At 69.4% G+C, this 19,725-nt stretch carries 17 protein-coding genes; 8 read left to right on the top strand and 9 right to left on the bottom strand.

Features of this window, described 5'->3' with window-relative positions; genetic code table 11:
• Window positions 1-225 precede the first annotated feature (225 nt).
• The gene (locus tag J9315_RS01850; protein WP_232623731.1) at window positions 226-1,569 is read right to left on the bottom strand and encodes a PLP-dependent transferase; all 1,344 of its coding nucleotides are present in this window, start codon (window positions 1,567-1,569) and stop codon (window positions 226-228) included.
• A gap of 236 nt (window positions 1,570-1,805) precedes the next feature.
• On the opposite strand from J9315_RS01850, the gene J9315_RS01845 reads away from it, so the two are divergent.
• On the top strand, window positions 1,806-2,312 hold the full coding sequence (locus J9315_RS01845; RefSeq protein WP_198499811.1) for an SRPBCC domain-containing protein: 507 nt from the start codon (window positions 1,806-1,808) through the stop codon (window positions 2,310-2,312).
• Here J9315_RS01845 and J9315_RS01840 read toward each other — a convergent pair.
• Window positions 2,278-3,711, bottom strand: a complete 1,434-nt coding sequence (locus tag J9315_RS01840; protein ID WP_198499812.1) for an acyltransferase — start codon at window positions 3,709-3,711, stop codon at window positions 2,278-2,280. The genes J9315_RS01845 and J9315_RS01840 overlap by 35 nt on opposite strands.
• A gap of 196 nt (window positions 3,712-3,907) precedes the next feature.
• Between J9315_RS01840 and J9315_RS01835 the strand changes: the two genes are divergently transcribed.
• Entirely contained in the window at window positions 3,908-4,939 is a 1,032-nt protein-coding gene (locus J9315_RS01835) for a nitronate monooxygenase (RefSeq protein WP_211978692.1), read from the top strand.
• Between the two features lie 14 nt (window positions 4,940-4,953).
• Here J9315_RS01835 and J9315_RS01830 read toward each other — a convergent pair whose 3' ends face one another.
• Window positions 4,954-5,631, bottom strand: coding sequence for a response regulator transcription factor (locus J9315_RS01830; protein ID WP_198499814.1), 678 nt, complete (start codon window positions 5,629-5,631; stop codon window positions 4,954-4,956).
• Window positions 5,632-5,823: 192 nt separating this feature from the next.
• Here J9315_RS01830 and J9315_RS01825 point away from each other — a divergent pair, with 192 nt between their 5' ends.
• From J9315_RS01825 to J9315_RS01815, 3 genes are all read left to right on the top strand, one after another.
• A complete protein-coding gene (locus J9315_RS01825) occupies window positions 5,824-6,705 on the top strand; it encodes a sensor domain-containing protein (protein WP_198499815.1) in 882 nt (293 codons plus the stop codon).
• Window positions 6,706-6,773: 68 nt separating this feature from the next.
• Window positions 6,774-8,030 (top strand): sensor histidine kinase, encoded by a 1,257-nt coding sequence (locus tag J9315_RS01820; RefSeq protein WP_198499816.1) that lies wholly within the window; start codon window positions 6,774-6,776, stop codon window positions 8,028-8,030.
• Window positions 8,031-8,194: 164 nt separating this feature from the next.
• On the top strand, window positions 8,195-9,592 hold the full coding sequence (locus tag J9315_RS01815) for a beta-eliminating lyase-related protein (protein ID WP_198499817.1): 1,398 nt from the start codon (window positions 8,195-8,197) through the stop codon (window positions 9,590-9,592).
• On the opposite strand, the gene J9315_RS01810 is transcribed toward J9315_RS01815, so the two are convergent.
• Window positions 9,500-10,759, bottom strand: a complete 1,260-nt coding sequence (locus J9315_RS01810; protein ID WP_198499818.1) for a CPBP family intramembrane glutamic endopeptidase — start codon at window positions 10,757-10,759, stop codon at window positions 9,500-9,502. The genes J9315_RS01815 and J9315_RS01810 overlap by 93 nt on opposite strands.
• A gap of 109 nt (window positions 10,760-10,868) precedes the next feature.
• Here J9315_RS01810 and J9315_RS01805 point away from each other — a divergent pair, with 109 nt between their 5' ends.
• Together J9315_RS01805 and J9315_RS01800 are read left to right on the top strand one after the other, a co-directional pair.
• Window positions 10,869-12,389 carry a histidine kinase gene (locus tag J9315_RS01805; RefSeq protein ID WP_232623732.1) on the top strand — a complete coding sequence of 507 codons (1,521 nt, stop codon included), beginning with the start codon at window positions 10,869-10,871 and terminating at the stop codon, window positions 12,387-12,389.
• Window positions 12,386-13,114 carry a response regulator transcription factor gene (locus tag J9315_RS01800; protein ID WP_198499820.1) on the top strand — a complete coding sequence of 243 codons (729 nt, stop codon included), beginning with the start codon at window positions 12,386-12,388 and terminating at the stop codon, window positions 13,112-13,114. Before J9315_RS01805 ends, J9315_RS01800 begins: the two co-directional genes overlap by 4 nt.
• Before the next feature lie 7 nt (window positions 13,115-13,121).
• On the opposite strand, the gene J9315_RS01795 is transcribed toward J9315_RS01800, so the two are convergent.
• Window positions 13,122-13,883 (bottom strand): 3-hydroxyacyl-CoA dehydrogenase, encoded by a 762-nt coding sequence (locus J9315_RS01795; protein WP_198499821.1) that lies wholly within the window; start codon window positions 13,881-13,883, stop codon window positions 13,122-13,124.
• Between the two features lie 244 nt (window positions 13,884-14,127).
• Window positions 14,128-14,808, bottom strand: coding sequence for an NAD(P)H-dependent oxidoreductase (locus tag J9315_RS01790; RefSeq protein ID WP_232623733.1), 681 nt, complete (start codon window positions 14,806-14,808; stop codon window positions 14,128-14,130).
• A 130-nt stretch (window positions 14,809-14,938) separates the two neighbouring features.
• Between J9315_RS01790 and J9315_RS01785 the strand changes: the two genes are divergently transcribed.
• The gene (locus J9315_RS01785; RefSeq protein ID WP_198499822.1) at window positions 14,939-15,598 is read left to right on the top strand and encodes a TetR/AcrR family transcriptional regulator; all 660 of its coding nucleotides are present in this window, start codon (window positions 14,939-14,941) and stop codon (window positions 15,596-15,598) included.
• A 78-nt stretch (window positions 15,599-15,676) separates the two neighbouring features.
• Here J9315_RS01785 and J9315_RS01780 read toward each other — a convergent pair whose 3' ends face one another.
• Genes J9315_RS01780 through J9315_RS01770 form a run of 3 tightly spaced genes read right to left on the bottom strand, consistent with a single transcriptional unit; the run spans window position 15,677 to window position 19,598 of the window.
• Window positions 15,677-17,434 (bottom strand): ABC transporter ATP-binding protein, encoded by a 1,758-nt coding sequence (locus J9315_RS01780; RefSeq protein WP_198499823.1) that lies wholly within the window; start codon window positions 17,432-17,434, stop codon window positions 15,677-15,679.
• Window positions 17,431-18,513: an ABC transporter permease gene (locus J9315_RS01775; RefSeq protein WP_232623734.1), complete on the bottom strand. Its 1,083-nt coding sequence runs from the start codon at window positions 18,511-18,513 to the stop codon at window positions 17,431-17,433. The genes J9315_RS01780 and J9315_RS01775 overlap by 4 nt, the downstream gene beginning before the upstream one ends.
• Window positions 18,513-19,598, bottom strand: coding sequence for an ABC transporter permease (locus J9315_RS01770; protein ID WP_198499824.1), 1,086 nt, complete (start codon window positions 19,596-19,598; stop codon window positions 18,513-18,515). The genes J9315_RS01775 and J9315_RS01770 overlap by 1 nt, the downstream gene beginning before the upstream one ends.
• Between the last annotated feature and the right edge of the window lie 127 nt (window positions 19,599-19,725).

Here is a 19,725-nt window from a genome sequence, read left to right as displayed (position 1 = left end):
TCCTCGGGCCGCCCCGCGAAGACCGCACAGCACCGACGAGAGCGCGCCCCGGACTGCCGGAGCCCTGCGACTGCGAGCAGCGGACGCGCTGGTGAGGAGGTGCGTTTCGTCCAGCACGTGTTCGGTTCCGCCCGCAGCTGCACCGGACGGCGGGACTGCCGAGGACTGCGCAATCTCGTCGCTCGCTGTCTCAGCTGGCGGTCATCGTGTCGAGTGCCGGGAGCCTCAGACGTTCTCGAGGACCGTCACCGAGGCGACTCCCGCCTGCGCGTCGGGCGCCGACTTGGACTCGGGGGCCGACTCGATCCCACTCGCTGCCTCCGGGACTGTCTCGTCGACCGCCTCGTCCGCCTCAGTCTCGGCTGCACCGACCACAGAGTTCGTCGCCGCGAGCGCCGCGTCGAGATCGGCGAGGATGTCCGCGATGTCTTCGATGCCGACGGAGAGGCGGATGAAGCGGCCGGAGATGCTCAGCTCGCAGTCGGCGACGGCGAGGTGCGTCATCGTCGCGGGATGGTCGATGAGGGATTCGACGCCGCCGAGCGATTCCGCGAGGGTGATGAGCTTCGTGCTCCGCACCAGGGCCAGCGCTCGCTCCTCGGTGTCGGTGGAGAACGAGACGACTCCCCCGAACCCGCTCATCTGCCGCTTCGCGATCTCGTGCCCGGGATGTGAGGGCAGACCCGGGTAGTAGACCTCGGCGATCTCCGGTCTTGCCTCGAGCCATTCGGCCACGGCCTGCGCATTCGCGCAGTGGGCGGCCATGCGCACCGGCAGCGTCTTGATGCCGCGCCTGGTCAGCCACGCGTCGAACGGGGAGATGCCCAACCCCACGGACGCGAAGTGACTGGTCAGACGGTCGATCACCTCGGCGGCGCGAGGACAGGTCTGCCCATCGCCGGCGAGCACGGCCCCGCCGATGACATCGGAATGGCCGTTGATGAATTTCGTCGTCGAGTGGATGACGAGGTCGGCGCCGAACTCGATCGGACGCTGGAGGTACGGGGTCGCGAACGTCGAATCGACGGCGAGCAGCGCGTTCGCGGAATGGGCGATCCGCGCGGTCTCGGCGATGTCGATGACGTCGAGGCCGGGGTTGCTCGGGGTCTCCGCCCACACGATCGCCGTGCGGTCGGTGATCGCCGCCGCCAGCGCCTGCGAGTCGGTGAGGTCGACGGTGCGGATGACGACACCCCAGCGCGCGTACTCGTTGACGAGCAGACGATACGTCCCGCCGTAGACGTCGCGGGGGATGATGATCTCATCGCCGGGTCCGAGCAGCGCGGAGAACACCGCCACCTCGGCGGAGGTGCCGGAATTGACGGCCGCCGCATAGGACGCGCCCTCGAGATCGCAGAGCACCTCCTCGAGATCGCTGCGGTTCGGGGTGCCCGTGCGGGCGTAGTCGAAGCCGGCCCGAGTCTCACCCGGGACGTCCATCTGGAAGGTCGAGGTCTGGAAGATCGGGGCGACGACGGAACCGGTGTGCGATTCCGGGGCGGCGCCAGCGTGCACCGAGCGGGTCGAGACTCCGCTGCGGCCGGTCGAGCTGCGGTCTGATGCGCTCACGGCGTTTCCTTCCTTCTCATGAGACCCTCGACGTCGATGCCGAAGTCCCACCAGTCTGGGGTCGGATCGCGGCTGCGACGGAGCCGCGCGTCCCGTGGAGTCACCGAGCGTCATCGGACCGTCACGGGGTGTCATGTTTCGTCATCCGGGGCGTCGGGGACGCACCCCAGGCACTTCCCTTCCGCCGCCGGGCATGCGATGTTTGGCATACGCCCGACCACTCATCAGGAGACCCCATGGCCCTCAGCTCCGACTCCGCCCGCGAACCCGATCGCGCCATCGATCCCGACCGGGATCTCCTCATCGAACGCGTCATCCGCGCGCCCCGGGAGGCGATCTGGGAGGCATGGACGAATCCCGCCCAACTCGTCCAGTGGTGGATCCCCAAGCCGCTCGTCCTGCGCGTCGACGCCCTCGACCTGCGTCCCGGCGGCGCGTTCGTCACCCGGATGAGCGAGGACGGCCAGACGTTCGTCCCGCACGTCGACGCCGTCTTCCTCCGCATCGAGGAGAACGACCGACTCGTCTTCACCAATGCCGTCGACAGCACGTGGCATCCGGCGCTGCCCGCTCCCGTCGCGATGACCACGGAGATCATCCTCGGCGACGGGGAGGCCGGCACCGACTACCGCGCGATCGTCCGCCATGCCGATCCGCAGCAGCGGGCCGCCCATGAGGAGCTCGGCTTCTTCGAGGGCTGGGGCACCGTCACCGAGGCGCTCGCGAGGCTCGTCGAAGACTGACGTCTGCGGCCGGAGTGCGATCCGGGTCCGGAGCGACGTCCGCGGCCGGTCGGCCAAGGCCCGCCGCGAGAACGAGCCCGGCGGAGAGCAGTCCTGCCGAGAGGAGCGTCCAGACGAACGGCGCGAGTCCGACGAGCAGGGCGATGCCGATTCCCGCAATGGCGCACCCGATCGCGGACATTGCCCGGACGCGCTCGGAGAGTCTCAGTCCCAGGGCCGATTCGAGCCCTCGCCCGAGTCGTTCCAACCGTGCCGGTGAGGGCAACGAGATCTTCGCAATCCCTGCCGCGAGCCCCGCGGACAGTCCGCCGACGATGAGCACCCACGGCACCCGTGTCAGCCACCACCACGGGGATTCGACGTCGGGCAGCACCGCACTGCCCATCCATGCCCCGGCGCCGGTGCCTGTCCCGGTGAGTGCTCCGGCGACCGCACCGAGGAGGCCGATGAGAACGATGATGACGCTCATGTGCCAAAGGTAGACGTGCATGCCGTTGGCGTTGCCCCACGCGATCACCCGATCCCAGGCCGGGACGCGCTCGAGGGCGGCGGCGAAACGGTCGTGGACCAGCCGCAGCAGACACAGCTGCACGACGCCGAGGAGGACGAGGGCTCCTGTGGGCGGGTTGAGGTTGACGAGCATGTTCGGGCTGTAGGCGCCGCCGGAGACGAGCAGGACGAGAGCGCCGAGCGCCATCGCTGCGATCGCGACGAGCCCGGTCGGTGCCACCGTGCGCCGGCGCAGGTCGTCGTAGACGAACCCCAACTGCTGGATGAGCGGCCAGACGAAGAGAAGATTGAGATATCCCAGCCCGGTCAGCCCTGTCACACCGGCGAGGACGTCGACCATCGCGACGGCACCGGCGAGCCCGACGAGGGTCCGCCTCGGCGCGCGCTCATGGAACCGCGCCATGACCGGCACGAGCGCGGTGAGCCCCACGTAGACGGCGAGGAACCACAGGGGCTGGCCGATGCGCAGGCTCGCCTCGGCGAGGAGGTCGCCTGGCGCGCCGGATTCGGAGGCCAGCGCGAGCCCGGAGCCGGCACCGAGGACGAGCACGAAGACCGGGGCGACGAGCCTGCGGACGCGCACCCGCAGGTAACCGGACCAGGTTCCTCCCCTCGCGGCGGTGCGCCGCCACTGCTGGAGAGCCGCGAAACCGCCGATGACGAAGAAGAGGGGCATGATCTGAAACGCCCATGAGGCGAGCGCGAACCCGGTCGTGCCCGACAGCGCCACCGTCGGGACGATCGCACCGTCGGTGCCGAGCTCGACTCCGCTCATCATCGTGTGGAGGACGACCACGACGATGAGGCAGCCGAGCCGCACGAGATCGAGAACCCGATCGCGGGTGAATGGTCGATCCTCTGTGATGGGCGCGGTTGTGCTGAGGGACATCGTGACTCCTTCTTCGGCGGCGGGTGCCTGGCGGGAGCGACGTTAGGGAACGGGTCCGGGAGTCCGCATCACCTCACAGGTGCGAGCTGGCGATCCGGTGTCATACCTGCGAGGGAGGCGGCGCTGACGGACAGCGTCTCGCGCCACGGTCCCGAGTGCGAGAATGGCACCAGACCCGACGTCAGGAGTGCCGGATATGACCATCGCCTTCGCGACCACCGCCCTGCCGATCATCGGCGCCCCCATGGCCGGTGGGACCACGACCCCAGAGCTCGTCGCCGCCGTCGCCCGCGCGGGCGGGTTCCCCTTCGTCGCCGCCGGCTACCTCACCGCCGAGGCGATGGCCCCGCTCGTCGAGCGCGCGCGGGAGGAGACGGAGACGTTCGGAGTCAACCTCTTCGCTCCCAATGCCGTCGAGCTCGACCGCGAATCCTTCGACGGTTTCGTCACCGCCCTCGAACCGCGGGCCGCCGACCTGGGAGTCGACCTCGATCGCGACCCGGTCAGCGACGACGACCACTACCCGTCGAAGATCGACTGGCTGATCGCGCACCCCGTGCCCCTCGTGTCGATGACCTTCAACCTCCCCACCGCCGAGGTGGTCGACCGCCTCCACGGAGTCGGCACCCAGGTCGCCGCCACGGTGACATCGGTCGACGAAGCCCGCGAGGCAGCCGCTCGCGGCGTCGACGCTCTCATCGTCCAGGGACCGAGCGCCGGCGGCCACACGGGCACCGCCGATCCGACCCGTGAGATCGAGGACCGTCCCACTGTCGATCTCGTCCGGGAGATTCGCGGCGAGGTGGACCTCCCCCTCGCCGCCGGTGGCGGAGTCGACGGTGAGGACGCCGTGGCCGCTCTCCTCGATGCCGGGGCGAGCGCGGTCGTCGTCGGGACGCTCCTGCTCCTCGCCGATGAAGCGGGCACGTCAGCACCGCATCGGGCCGCCCTTCAGGATCCGGCCGTCTATTCGGAGACCCGCCTGACAAGGGCGTTCACCGGTCGACCGGCGCGGGCCCTCGTCAACGACTTCGTCCGCGAGTTCGATCCGGTCGCCCTCGATGCCTATCCGGCGCTGCACCATCTGACGAAAGGACTGCGCGCCGCGGCGAAGCAGGCCGGCGACCCCGACAATCTCCACCTGTGGGCCGGCACCGGCTACCGGGCGGCGGCACCGGGGCCGGCTGAGACGATCGTCAAGGAGCTCGGCAACCGGTTCGCGCGGTAGGGTGCCGGGGCGCGCTACCCTCCTGCGACGACGAGACCGGACTCATAGGCGGCGACGACGATCTGCGTCCGGTCCCGCAGTCCGAGTTTCGCCAGGATCCGTGACACATGGGTCTTCACCGTCTGCTCGGCGAGGAAGAGGTCGGCGGCCACCTCGGCGTTCGTCCTGCCCTTCGCGACCAAGGTCATGACGTCGATCTCGCGTTCGGTGAGCTGACCGAGGACCGCGGTGTCCTTCGCCACCGTCGGGCCGCTGACGTATTCGGCGATGAGGCGGCGCGTCACCGACGGAGCGAGCAGCGACTCACCGGCCGCGACGACGCGGACCGCGGCGACGAGATCATCGGCGGTCGCATCCTTGAGGAGGAACCCGCTGGCCCCGGCGCGCAGGGCGGCGAAGACGTACTCATCGGCGTCGAACGTCGTGAGCATGATGACCTTCGGGTGATCACCGGGCATCGCGAACACCGCCCGGGTGGCGTCGAGCCCGTTGAGCTGGGGCATGCGGATGTCCATGAGGATGACGTCGGGAGCGGTGCGCCGCACGAGGTCGACGACCTGCGCGCCGTCCTCGGCGCTGCCGACGACGCTGACATCGGGCTGTGCGTCGAGGAGCGCTCCGAACCCCTGACGGACCATCGCCTGGTCGTCGACGATCGCGACGCGGATGGGGGTGGGCTGAGAGTCCGGCATGGTCTCACGCTACCCGACTGCAGGCATCCGACGTCACGCACACGGACATCGCCTGACAATGTCGACCGCGAGGTCCACCTCAGCGGATGCCAGGTTCACCCCTGAGTATGATGTGCGACCGCAGACCGCCTCCCTAAAGTGCCTCTCGTCGGCGAGCCCCTCGTCGATCCGAGAGCACACAGGAGCAGCCTGATGAACACCTTCGCCGCGCAGCCACCGCACACTGATGCCGCACCCACATCCGCCGACCGACCACCGAACGCACCGGCAGCGCCACCCCGCAACCACGGTTCAGGGTGGTCGCGCCTGTTCCGCACCCTCGGCGGCGACGCGCGACTCGTCGCTCCGGGCCTGGCCGTCTCGGTCGCGGCCGTCATCATCCTCATCCCTCTCTTCGCCCTGGCCCTCGGCACAGCGGTCATCTGGGTCGGCGTCCTCCTCCTTCCCGTCGTCCTCGTCGTCGCCTCGAGCTTCGCTGATCTCTCCCGCGCTCGTGTCAGGCGGTGGGGTGCCCCGCTCGCCGCAGTGCCTCACCGTCTTCGTGGGCGCGGACTGTCCGGGTGGCTGAGCATCATCGGGGACGGGAGGAGATGGCTCGACCTCCTCTTCGAATCGCTCTTCGCCCTGCCCGTGCGCATCGTCACCTTCAGCGTCGCGGTGTCCTGGTTCTTCGGGGCGTTCGGCGGCCTCACCTACGTGGTGTGGGGCCGCTTCCTCCCCGACGACGGGTCGGGCCTCATCGACCTCATCGTCGCCGGATGGAATCAGACGCCCGTCGTCGATCTCGGCTTCGCTGCCGAGGCAACCTTCCAGTTCGCCGCCGGTCTCGTCCTTCTCCTCACCTTCCCCTTCGTCCTCCACGCCATGGCCCTGCTCGAGGTCGCCGCCGTCACCGCCGGGCTCAACCCGGCCGCGACACCCTCGACCCCGGCGCATGCGCCCGGCACTGCGCCACGGGATGCATCGACTCCTGCGTCTTCATCAAGCGGTGCCCGCTCGACCCCCACTGCCTCGACTGTGTCACACGCCACTGACACGATGGTCGTGGACACCGCCTGGGCGGTGTCACGATGACCACGCTCGTCCGACCGCCGCACCACCCCACACCACAGCGATCACCCGAATCGCAGGAGACCACTGACATGCACACGCCTGCCGCACCGCCTCAGCCCGCTGACACGCAGGAGCCCACCCAACTGCAGGCCTTCATCGGCTCCGACGGCTGGTACTGGCTGACGACGGTCTTCGCCGGCGTCGTGCTCGTGGCCGTCGGCTGGCCCGTCTACGCCTCGGCGTACGGGATGTGGGTCGTCGTCGCCATGCTCATCGCCGTCGGCCAGGCGATCGCCCCCGTCCTCGCGATCCGCCTGCCCACCCTCGCCGTCGTCGTCAGCGCGGTGTCCTCGACCGCCGGCATCGCCGCCACCGCGCACACCTCCGGCCTCGTCTGGCCGTGGGCGGTGACGGCGACGATCGCCCTCGGGCTCACCTGCATCGTCCTCGGTCTCCGTCACCGCTGGCCCCACCTCGTGACTCTCTGGGCGGTGAGCGCGGCGATCGGTGCGGGCAGTCTGCTCCTCCCGCACGCCGGGGACTTCCAGGGAGCGTTCGCGAACGCGATCACGACCGCGGCGGTCACCGCGGGGGTCGGGGGCATCGCCGTCCTGCTGCGCCTGTGGCTGACGGGGCGCCGGCAGTTGGCCGTCGAACGTCGGCTCGGCGCCGAGGAGACCGCCAGGCGCACCGAGCTCGACAACCGCAATCGCATCGCCCAGGAGCTCCACGACGTCGTCGCACACAGCATGTCCGTCATCAGTGTGCAGGCGACGACGGCGCAGTATCGGCTGCCCGACCTCGACGACCGCAGTCGTGAGGAGTTCGACTCGATCGCCGAGGCGGCCCGACAGGCACTCACCGAGATGCGCGGACTCCTCACGATTCTCCGTGGTGGACGCGACGCCGACCTGGCACCGCAGCCGACCGTCGATGACATTCCGGGTCTCGTCTCGGCGACGCGGAGTTCGGGAGCGCACGTCGACATCGAGTTCGCCGTCGACTCCGCCCGAACCGCTCCGACAACCGGACTCACCGCCTTCCGGGTTGTTCAGGAGGGCCTGTCGAACGCGCTCCGTCATGCCTCGGGAGCGCCGATCCGGGTGGACGTCGCACCCGTCGATGACGGGATCGTCGTCTCCGTCCTCAATGGCGCACCGGGCGCGGGGAACCGAACAGCACCCGACGCGGTGAACGGGACCGCACCCGACCCGAAGCCGATGGCCGGTGCGGGTTTCGGTCTCACTGGCATGCGCGAGCGGGTCGAGGCACTCGGCGGCACTCTCACTGTGGGGCCGACGCCGGACGGCGGCTTCGCCATCACCGCGGTCCTGCCGACAACGTGAGCCGGACTGCACCGACGGACCCGCCGCCGATCATTCGATTTCGTGCACAGATACGTTATCGGCATGCTTGTCGATTCCGGAGTCCGCTGCGGGCTGAGGCTCACTAGGATCGAGGACGAACGGTCGCGGCTCACTCGCCCGGCCGAGGACGAAGGAGTCGCACCGTGCACCAGACACCCCACCCGTGGATCCCCGCCGAGAGCCGAGCGCGCATCGAAGAGATCGCCAGCGACCGCCTCGGCGGAGACATGGCCGCCGTCGCATCGACGATCGAGGACCTGCTGGCCGCCTCCGACCGACTCCACGACGAGGAGGCCTTCAACCTCAACCCCGCGTCGAACGTCCTCAACCCGCGGGCAGCGGCGCTCCTGGCGGGCGGTTCGGCGTCGCGGACCTCGCTCGGGTATCCAGGCGCGAAGTACGAGATGGGGCTCGAACACATCGAGCAGGTCGAGGTCATCACCGCCGAGCTCGCCGCGTCTCTCTTCCACGCCGACTTCGCCGAGGTGCGCGTGCCCAGCGGGGCGATGGCCAACCTCTACGCGTTCATGGCCACATGCGCTCCCGGGGACACGATCATCGCCTCACCTGCGACGATCGGCGGTCACGTCACCCACCACGCCGCCGGTGCCGCCGGCCTCTACGGGCTGACCACGGTGGGCGCCCCCGTCGACGCCGCCACGTACTCCTACGACCTCGACGCCCTGGCATCGCTCGCGCGGGAGGTCAGGCCCGCGCTCATCACGATGGGCGGTTCGCTCAACCTCTTCCCGCACCCGGTCGCCGCGGTCCGTGAGATCGCCGACGAGGTCGGCGCCCACCTCCTCTTCGACGCCGCGCACCTGTGCGGGATGATCGCCGGCGGGCAGTGGGCCAACCCGCTCGACGAGGGCGCCCACCTCATGTCGATGAGCACGTACAAGAGCCTCGGCGGCCCGACCCACGGACTGCTGCTGAGCACCGACGACGACCTCTCCGAGCGCATCGACGCGATCGCCTTCCCCGGCATGACGGCGAACTTCAACGCCGCCGCGGTCGCGGCCCTCGGGGTCACCCTGGCCGACTGGATCGAGACCGGCGCCGACTACGCCGCGCAGATGCGCGCATGCGCCGCGGCCCTGGCCGAATCCCTCGCCGAGGCGGGGGTCGAGCCCTTCCGCTGCGCACAGGGGTTCACCGACTCCCACCAGTTCGCCCTGCTCGCCGCCCCGTTCGGCGGCGGCACCGCGGCCGCCCGGGTGCTCGAGCGGGCCGGGTTCCTCACCTCGGGGATCGGCCTGCCCGTCGCGGAGGTCCCCGGCGACCAGAACGGCGTGCGAATCGGCACCCCGGAGATCGTGCGCCGCGGCATGACCGTCGACGACATGCCGCGGCTGGCCGGACTCATCGCCCGGGCGCTCGAGACGGCACGGGTGCCCGGTGGATCAGTGCCCGGTGTGTCTGTCTCGCGCGAAGGATCGGCCTCGTCGTCAGATCCATCCGCCGAGGCTGTCCTCGACGACATCGCGACCGAGGTCGCCGCGTGGCGGAGGGAGTTCACGGGGGTGCGCTTCACGGTGTGAGCGCAGCTCGGGCGCAGGCACTCCCGAGGGGGATCCCGGGCCGAGGTCGCGATGGGCGCGGGCAGGACTCCGCGCACCTGCCGCACCGGCGGCGCTCGCGCCGTCCGTGACCGCCGACCGCGGCACCCGCAGTTCGGGACCGCGACGACGAGCGTCGAGGATGACGACGAGGGCGAAGACGATCGGTGCGGCGGTGCCGACCGCGAGCACCGCCGGAGCCGTGTCCGTCGCATTGAGATCGGTGCCGGTGATGATGCCGAGGCCGAAGGCGAACAGGTTGTTGACCGTGTGGAAGGCGATCGCCGCCTCGAGCCCGTTCGTCAGCAGTGTGATCACCCCCATGACGACGGCGAAGACCCCGACGCTGATGAGACCGGGCACATCAGAGATGTGTCCGGCCACGAAGAGCGGGACGGGAAGGAGGAGTGCCCACGCCGGATGACGCAGCCAGCTGCCGATGACGGTCATCGCAAGCCCGCGGAACACGAGCTCCTCGCTCATCGCCTGGAGAGGGACGAGCAACAGGACGAGGACCAGCAGCAGCGCGAGCCGGTGTCCCCAGGCGGCGCCGTGTTCGATGGCGACCGTTTCGGGCGCGATGATCCCGAGGACGACGAGACCGACCGCCCACACCACCAACGACAGCAGAAGATACCGCCCCAGCAGCCGCCACCGCATTCCACCGGGAACCGAGGCCGGCCGGGCGGGAGCCTGCTGAGCCCTTGGGGCAGCCGCTCCGTCGGCCCTTGCACCAGCCGGGTCCGCCGCCGCACCAGCCCCCGCATCTTCCGGGTCCGTCGCCGCATCGGCCCCAGCGTTGACCCTTGCGTCGGCTGCCGCGCCGCTCTTCCGCACGGAGATGAGCGGGAAGAACCAGCGCTGGTAGACGGTGAGCATCGCCAGTTCGAGGGCCGGCCACATGAGGATGACGGACAGCAGGGTCGTGAGGAGACCCGTCGCCGTGTTCAGATCGTCGATGCCAGCGACGGCAGTGTCGACATCGTCGGCACTCAGCCCCAACCAGACGGCGACAACGACGAGGAGTCCAACGACGAAGACGAGGTAGTAGAGCGCAGCAAGTCCGCCGAGGAGAGCGGGCTTGAACCAGCGGTTGCCCGGCAGGTCGCGGAGCAGACGAAGATACGCGGTGGGGAGTCGGGGCGTCATGCTCTCCACCCTGCTGCCGGATGTCGACGACCGCCATCGACCAGGGGCATGGACATTCTCATCCTTTCGGCTGACCTCGCCGAGGCGACCGCCCGGGTATCGTCGAAGGGTGCCCTTTCGCGCCCGCCACCACCGTTTCTTCCGCGCCGCCCTGTGGACGACGATCAGCTTCGTCATCGGCGCGCTCATCGTTGCCGGTCTCATTGCCGCCAACTGGTCGAACCCGAACGATCCCGCCGTCGACGAATTCAGCCGGAACGCCGAGATCACCATCCACATCGTCTTCGGGGCGATCTCCCTGGCCTGCCTGCCCATCGTCCTCTGGCTCGACGGGCGGACCGTTCCCCGCTCGACGCTGAGGCCCAAAGTCCTGGCGGCCGAGAAGCTCCGGGAATTCCTGTCGACGAGCGGCCGCGGAGGCGAGACGTTCCTCGACCGGGACGGATCGGTCGAATCCCTGCAGCGGCACACCGGAGGGTGGATTCCCGTCACCCTCGGTCTCATCGGCGTCGCCTTCGGAACGATTGGAGTCCTCGGAATCGCGTCGTCGGGGCTGCTGATGATCACGCTGTGCGCGCGGCGGAACTGGCTCCTCACCATCGCGACGCTCCTCGTCTCGATCGCCGCGCTGACCTTCGCCTACGTCATCACCCCCACGGCCCTCGGCGGCTTCCAGCTGCCCGTCTACCTCTTCAATCTCTCGTCCCTGTCGATCATCGTCGTCATCGGCGTCATCCGCGGTGCCCGTGAGCAGGGCTTCATCGACTCCGCCGCCCAGACCCTCCTGCGCGGGCAGTCCCGGCAGGAACGGGCGATCGCCGAGGTGCGCCGGAGCATCGCCCGCGACATGCACGACTCCCTGTCACACCACCTCAGCGTCATCGCGATGTACTCCGGTGCGCTCTCCGTCCGCGAGGACCTCGACCCGGCGTCGGTGCGCGAGAGTGCCCGCCTCATCGCCGACAGCGCCCGCCGCTCCGGCGTCGAACTGCGCGAAGTGCTGACGATGCTGCGCGGTGACGACCAGGGCACCGTCGTCGATCCCGACCTCGAACCCCTCGTCCGCGGCCGCGCCGACAGCGTCGACCTCGTCTACGAACCGCCGCTCACCGCCGCATCGCTCCACAGCCTAGGCGCCCTTGAGCGCACGACGATCTACCGCTTCGTCCAGGAGGCGATGACGAACGCCGTCAAGCACGCGCCCGGCGCGCGGCTGACGATCACAGTCGCCGTCGACGACACCCCGCACTCCCTGCTGCTCACCGCGAGCAACCCGCTGGGACGCGCCAGCGCAAGCGGTGCCGGACGCAGCACCGCGGTGCCGCCGCAGATGTCGCCGATCGCCGGCTCCGGGCTCGGGCTGCTCGGCCTGCGCGAGCGGATGGAGGCGATGGGCGGCGATCTCACGGTGACCGCCGGACCCGATTTCGTCCTCCGTGCGCGGATTCCCGCGCCCGGACTCCGTGCCGAACCGGATTCCGTACCCGCTGACCACAGCGCGGGGCAGACCAGTGACAGCGCGCGCCCGGAGACCGAGGTGCACGGACGGTCGAGTCTCGAACGCGCGGTGCCCGACCGATTGCCCAACGACCGACCCGCCTCTGCCCCGCCGACCGAGGAGACCGCATGAGCCTGAGGATCATCATCGCCGACGACGAGTCGCTCATGCGCTCGGGACTCAGGCTCCTCCTCGGCGTCGCGAAGGACATCGAGATCGTCGCCGAGGCGACCAACGGCGAGGAGGCCGTCGCCCTCTCCCGTGAGCTCTCCCCCGATCTCATCCTCATGGATCTGCGGATGCCGGTCATGGACGGCCTCGCGGCGACCCGCACGCTCATGGCGCAGGCCGAGCGCCCCGAGGTGCTCGTCCTCACCGCGTTCGGCACCGACGAGTTCGTCCACGAGGCGCTGCGCGCCGGGGCAGCCGGCTACATCCTCAAGGACACCCCACCCGATGAGCTCATCAACGCGGTGCGCGCCGCCGCCGGCGGCACTCGCACGCTCTCACCAGGAGTGATGGATTCCCTCCTCGATCAGGCGCGATCGGCTGACGGCCGTGCACCGCAGCGGCAGGACGGGTTCCCGAGCGCAGGCGGTGGCGATGCGTTCCTCGCCGGTGCGCTCGACGGCATGCGAGGTCCTGCTCAGCCGAGTCGCCCCGATCCGCTCGCGACGCTGACCGCGAGGGAGCGCGAAATCGCCGAGGCGGTCGCGAGCGGCATGACGAACGCGCAGGTGGCGCGGTCGCTCTTCGTCTCGACGGCGACCGTGAAGACCCATCTCGCGCGGATCTTCGACAAACTCGAGGTGAGCACTCGCGTCCAGCTCGCCCTGCTCGTCAACGAGTCACGCTGAGCTCAGATCACTTCGGCGCCATGCGGATCGCGCCGTCGAGGCGGATCGTCTCTCCGTTGAGCATCGGGTTCGCAACGATCGACTCGACGAGCTGCGCGTATTCGGCGGGCTTGCCCAGCCGCGCGGGGTGAGGCACGGACTTCCCCAGCGATTCCTGCGCCTCGGCGGGCAGTCCCGCCATCATCGGGGTCTCGAAGATGCCGGGGGCGATCGTCACGACGCGGATGAGGGAGGCGGCGAGTTCGCGCGCCATCGGCAGGGTCACCGCGGCCACGGCGCCCTTCGACGCGGAGTAGGCGATCTGTCCGATCTGGCCGTCGAACGCCGCGACCGAGGCGGTGTTGACGATGACGCCGCGCTCTTCGCCGACCGGCTCCTCCTGCTGCATCGCAGCGGCGGCGAGACGGCAGACGTTGACGGTGCCGACGACGTTGATGGCGAGGACCTTGGTGAACGCGTCGAGGGGCAGCGGGCCCTTCTTCGACACGAGCTTGCCCGGGGTCGCGACACCCGCGCAGTTGACGACGATGCGCAGGGAGCCGAGTCCGGTGGCCGTGTCGACGGCCGCCTGCACCTGAGCTTCGTCGGTGACGTCAGCGGCGACGAAGTGGGCGCGGTCGCCGAGTTCGCGGGCCACCTGCTCCCCCACCTCGGCGTTGAGGTCGACCATGACGACCTGCGCCCCGCCGGCGAGCAGCGCCTCCGTGGTGGCGCGGCCGAGCCCCGAGGCTCCGCCGGTGACCAGGGCGACTGTGTCTGTGATGTCCATGGGATTCCTTCGCGTCGGGGACGGCGGGGATCGCGGCGCCGGGTCCGGCGCTGAGCGATCGTTCACTGATCCGACCCTACCCCAGCGGTGTCGTCCAGATCACAGGGGGTCACTCGCCGAGGCGGTGCCCGGCCTCCGCGGCCACCGGAGTTCCCGGCGCCGAGGTCCGACCGCCTCGGCGAGGTTGCCCGGACACGACACAGCCCGCCTGCCGCGGACATGGCAGGCGGGCTGGGTCATTCGCTCAGACGGCGACGGAGGCGGCGTCCTCGCGGACGCCCTTGAGCGCGCCGCCCCAGGCGACAAGGTCATCGACCATCGAGGTGAACGGTGCGGCGGACACCTCGGTGGGGGTGAAGGTGCCGTCGGTGACATCGGTGAAGATGCTGAAGGAGGCCTGGTCGCGGACGACGGCGACCTTGTAGTTGGCGAGGATGTGGCGCAGGTGCTCGGCCGCGCGCACGCCCTTGTCGGCTCCGTAGTTGACGATGCCGGCGACCTTGTGGTTGAACTCGGCGGCGACGAAGTCGAGTGCGTTCTTCAGCGAGCCGGAGATCGAGTGGTTGTACTCAGGCGTGACGAAGATGAAGGCGTCGAACTCGTCGAGCTTCGCCGCCCAGGCCTTGGTGTGGGCGTTCGCGTACATCTGGGCACCTGCGGGAATGACCTCGTCGAGGAGCGGGAGGTCGAAGTCGGCGAAGTGGACGACCTCGGCGCTGACATCGTCGCGGACGTCGAGCTGGTCCTTGACCCAGGCGACGACCTGCGGATTGAGGGCCTGGGGACGGTTGGTGCCGGGAATGATCGCGACTTTGAGCATGAATGTCCTTCGCTGTCTGTCGATGGTGAGCGGTGGACCGGCGACGTCCGCCGCCGGAACCGGGCCGACGCCGGAGATGACGACGGCTCCAACGACTGGCAACATGCTTGAAACTTTAATCATTCCGAAGTTGCAGGGTGACGGTCCTCACAGTGGGGTTCTGCGGTATTGTCGAGGGGCGAGTGAACCCACTTGAAAGAATGTTCGATCCCCAATGACCGAGGAGCGTGGTCACGTGAGAGCAACGAACGGCCGCAACAACATCCTCCGGTCGGCCCGCGACACCTTCGCGACGAAGGGCTTCGACGGTGCGTCGATCCGCGACATCGCCCAGGCGGCGGGGCTGAGCCTCTCCGCCCTCTACTACTACTTCCCGTCGAAGCAGGAAGCCCTCTACGAACTCGTCCACACCGCGTACACGTGGTACATCGAGCACAGCAGGGCCGTCATCGCCGAGGTGGACGACGATCCCGTCGACCAGCTCGCCGTCTCCGTTCGCTACCTCTCCCGCTACCGCATGGCGAACGTGTCGGTGTCGACGGTGCTGCTGCGCGACACCGAGCGCCTGGGCGGGGAGAACGCCGCCCGGATCAAGACGCTGCAGCGGGAGGCGAGGGACATCCTCGGCGACATCATCCAAGCGGGCATCGACTCGGGTGCGTTCCGGGTCAGCCACGCGCAGCTCGCGACCCGGGCGATCCTCTCGATCTGCAATTCGCTCTCGATCTGGTTCCGGCCCGGCGGTGAGCTCGACTCCGAGCAGATCGAGCGCGAGTTCACGCTCTACGCGCTGCGCATCGTCGGCATCGACGCCGACGAGGCCGAACTCGACCGTCTCCTTGCGCTGCCCGTCAACGAGGCGGGCATGCTCGACTTCATCTCCGACGGCAAGTAGGAGAGTCCGCACGGCCGCCTTCCAGGCGCTGCGTCACCCTGCGCAGGGTGACGCAGCGCCCGGAAGGCAGCTGCTGCGTTACGCCCCGGCGGCGACCCGCAGCTGCCGCGCGAGTTCGCGCCGCTCCTTCTGCTCGACCGGGTCGGGCACCGGCAGGGAGGCGATGAGCCGCTTCGTGTAGTCGTTGCTCGGCGCCCCGAGCACCTTCTCGCCAGTGCCCTCCTCGAGCAGCCGGCCGTGGTAGAGCACGCCGATGCGATCCGAGAGCATGTCGACGACGGCGAGGTCGTGGCTGATGAAGAGCGCCGCGAAGTCGAACCGGTTCTGCAGATCGACGAAGAGCTCGAGCACCTTCGCCTGCACCGACACATCGAGGGCCGAGGTCGGCTCGTCGGCGATGAGCAGCTCGGGGTCGAGGGCGAGGCCGCGTGCCAGCGACGCCCGCTGCCGCTGTCCGCCGGAGAGCTCGTGCGGGTAGCGCCCCGCATACTCCGCCGGCAGCTGCACGGAGTCGAGGAGCTCGAGCACCCGGGACTGCCGGTCGCGTGCGGTCATCTCGCGACGGTGGATCGCGAACGGCTCGGCGATGCACTCCCCGATCGTCAGGTGCGGGTTGAACGACGCCGCCGGGTCCTGGAAGACGAACCCGATGCGCTTGCGGATCGGCCGGAAGCCGCCCTCTCTGAACCCGACCATCTCATGTCCGAGGACGCTGAGGCTCCCGCCGCTGGCCCGCGTCAGACCCGCGATCGCCCGGCCGATCGTCGTCTTGCCCGACCCCGACTCGCCGACGAGGCCGTAGACCTCGCCCGCCCTGATGTCGAAGCTCACCGAGCTCACGGCGTGGAAGTCCGGGCGCCCGATGCCGCCGGGGTAGACGATGTCGAGGTCCTTGGCGACGACGACGGAGTCCCTCGCCGAGGCGGTCGCCCGGTCCCGCTCCTCCCCCGCGGCGGGCGCGGTCGCCGGGTCCCGCTCCTCGACGACGGCAGCTTTCCGACTGCCGGCGGCGGCCTTCCGACTGCCGGCGACGGTCGAGCCGAGCTTCGGCACGGCGGCGAGCAGGTCGCGGGTGTACTGCTCCTTCGGCTCGCTGAAGAGCGTGCCCACCGGGGAGACTTCGATGAGGTCGCCGCGGTACATCACGGCCACCCGGTCGGCGAGGTCGGCGACGACGCCCATGTTGTGGGTGATGAGGACGATCGCGGTGCCCGTGGTGTCCCGCAGGTCGCGGAGCAGATCGAGGATCTCGGCCTGCACCGTGACGTCGAGGGCGGTCGTCGGCTCGTCGGCGACGATGAGCTTGGCCCCGAGCGCCAGCGCCATCGCGATGACGATGCGCTGCTTCTGACCGCCGGAGAACTGGTGCGGGTAGTAGTCGAAGCGGTTGGCGGCATCGGGGATCCCGACCTGCTCCATCGCCGCGATCGCCTTGGCCCTGAGCTCGGAGCGGCTCGCCCGCCGATGGTGGGCCCGCAGCCCCTCGGCGATCTGCCAGCCCACCGTGAACACGGGGTTGAGCGCCGTCGAGGGCTCCTGGAAGACCATGGCGACATCGGAGCCGCGCATCTGCCGCAGCTGTTCGGGCGCGACGCTGAGCACGTTGCTGCCCGAGAGCACGACGGCGCCCGTGCGCTGCGCGGTCTCCGGCAGCAGTCCGAGGATCGACCGGGCGGTCACGGTCTTGCCCGAGCCGGATTCGCCGACGATCGCGAGCACTTCGCCGGGACGCACCTCGAGTGAGAGGTCCTTGACCGCGTGGACCTCACCGGCGTCGGTGGAGAAGGTGACGTCGAGGTGGTCGACGTCGAGGATCGGATTGTCGTTCGCACTCATGCTTCGGCCTTTCGATCGCGTGCACCGGCGGCGCCGGCCTTCGTCTTCGCCTTCCGCCGCACCCGCAGGCGCGGGTCGTTGAGGTCGTTCATCGACTCCCCGACGAGCGTGATGCCGAGCACCGTGAGCACGATCGCCAGACCCGGGTAGACCGAGGTCCACCACACGCCGCTCGTGACGTCGGGCAGCGCCTTGTTGAGGTCGTAGCCCCATTCCGCCGCCGAGGTGGGTTCGATGCCGAATCCGAGGAACCCGAGTCCGGCGAGGGTGAGGATCGCCTCGGACGAGTTGAGGGTGAAGATCAGCGGCAGCGTGCGCGTCGCGTTGCGGAAGATGTGCTTGCCGATGATCCGCGTCTTCGACGCCCCGAGGACGATCGCCGATTCGACGAAGGGCTCGGCTTTGAGCCGCAGGGTCTCGGCGCGGACGACGCGGAAGTACTGCGGGATGAAGACGACGGTGATGGACAGCGCCGCCGCGGCGATGCCGCCCCACGCGCTCGACTGCCCGCCGGAGATCGCGATCGCCATGACGAGCGCGAGCAGCAGGGTCGGGAACGCGTAGACGGCGTCGGCGATGACGACGAGGATCCGGTCGAGCCACCCACCGAGGTAGCCGGAGATCAGGCCGAGGGCGACGCCGAGGAAGAGGGAGGCGACGACGGCGACGACGATGACGGCGACCGCGGTCTGGGCTCCCCAGATGACCCGGGAGAACACGTCGTAGCCGCCGACGGTCGTGCCCCAGATGTGCTCGGCGCTCGGCGGCAGCGTGGCCCCGAAGTTCCCCTCGGAGGTGCCGAGCTGGTTGTACCCGTAGGGGGCGATGAGCGGCGCGAAGACCGCGCAGATGAGGACGAGCCCGCAGAGCACGAGACCCGTGACGAGCATGCCCCGCTGCAGACCGACGGACTGGCGCAGATGGGAGACGATGGGCAGCCGGTTGAACCACGACTTCTTCGCCTTCTCATCGAGGACGACGGCGGGGACACCGGTGCCGGGGGCCGCCTCGGCGAAGGACTCCTGGGCGCTCTCCGGCGCTTCGGTGATCCCGGTCTTCTCCGGGTGGGATGTGGACATCAGTACCTCACTCGGGGGTCGATGAAGGCGGCGATGACGTCGACGAGGAAGTTCGTGAACGCCACGATGACGGCGAGGAACACGACGATGCCCTGGACGGCGACGAAGTCGCGGGCGGTGAGGTACTCGGCGAGCTTGAAGCCGAGGCCCTTCCATTCGAACGTCGTCTCGGTGAGCACGGCGCCGGCGAGCATGAGCGCGATCTGCATGCCCATGACGGTGATGATCGGGATCAGCGCGGGCCGGTAGGCGTGCTTCGTGACGAGGCGGAACTCGGAGATCCCGCGGGAGCGGCCGGAGTCGATGTACTGCTGGCCGAGCGTGCCGATGAGGTTCGTGCGCACGAGGCGGAGGAAGACGCCGGCGGTGAGGATGCCGAGCGCCACGGCCGGGAGGACCGCGTGGGCGAGGACGTCGCCGAGGACCTCGAAGTTGCCGATGCGGATCGCGTCGATGATGTAGAAGCGGGTGGGATCGACGACCCCGGACATGATGTATTCGGTCTCCGTCGTGCCGCGCCCCGCCACCGGGAGGATCGGCCAGAAGACGCCGAAGATGAGCTTGAGGATCATGCCGGCGAAGAACACCGGGGTCGCATAGCCGAGGATCGCGAGGATGCGCAGCACCGCATCGGGGGTCTTGTCGCGCTTGTACGCGGCGATCATGCCGAAGGGGATGCCGATGATGAACGCGACGATGAGCGCGTAGAAGACGAGTTCGACGGTCGCCGCCCCGTACGTGAGGAGCACCTCGGTGACGGGCTGGCCGTCGGAGACGGTGGTCCCGAAGTCACCGCGGAGCAGATTGCCCATGTACTCGAAGTACTGGACGAGGATCGGCCGGTCGTAGCCGGCGGCGGCGACGCGTTCGGCCAGCTGCTCCCGGGTCAGGCGCCCGCCGAGTGCCGCGGTGATCGGGTCGCCGGTGATCCGCATGAGGAAGAACACCAGGGTGGTGAGGATGAAGATGGTCGGGATGATGAGGAGGAAGCGGATGAGGACGTAGCGTCCCAGGCCGCTTCCCGGGGCCTTCTTGACCGCGGCGGTCGGCTCGGCCGCCTCGGGTTGGCTGATGGCTGCAGACATGGTTCCTTCGATGTGTCGTCGTGACAGGATCGCCGTCGTGAACGAGCGGAGTCGCGGATGCGCCGCCGGGCGCACGCGCTACCGAGGTGCAGGCAAGCGGTCGGCTCACCTGCACCTCGGTGGCGAC

The organism is Brevibacterium sp. W7.2, from assembly GCF_018137945.1.
GTDB lineage: Bacteria > Actinomycetota > Actinomycetes > Actinomycetales > Brevibacteriaceae > Brevibacterium > Brevibacterium sanguinis.
This window is presented reverse-complemented; position numbering and strand designations above follow the sequence as displayed.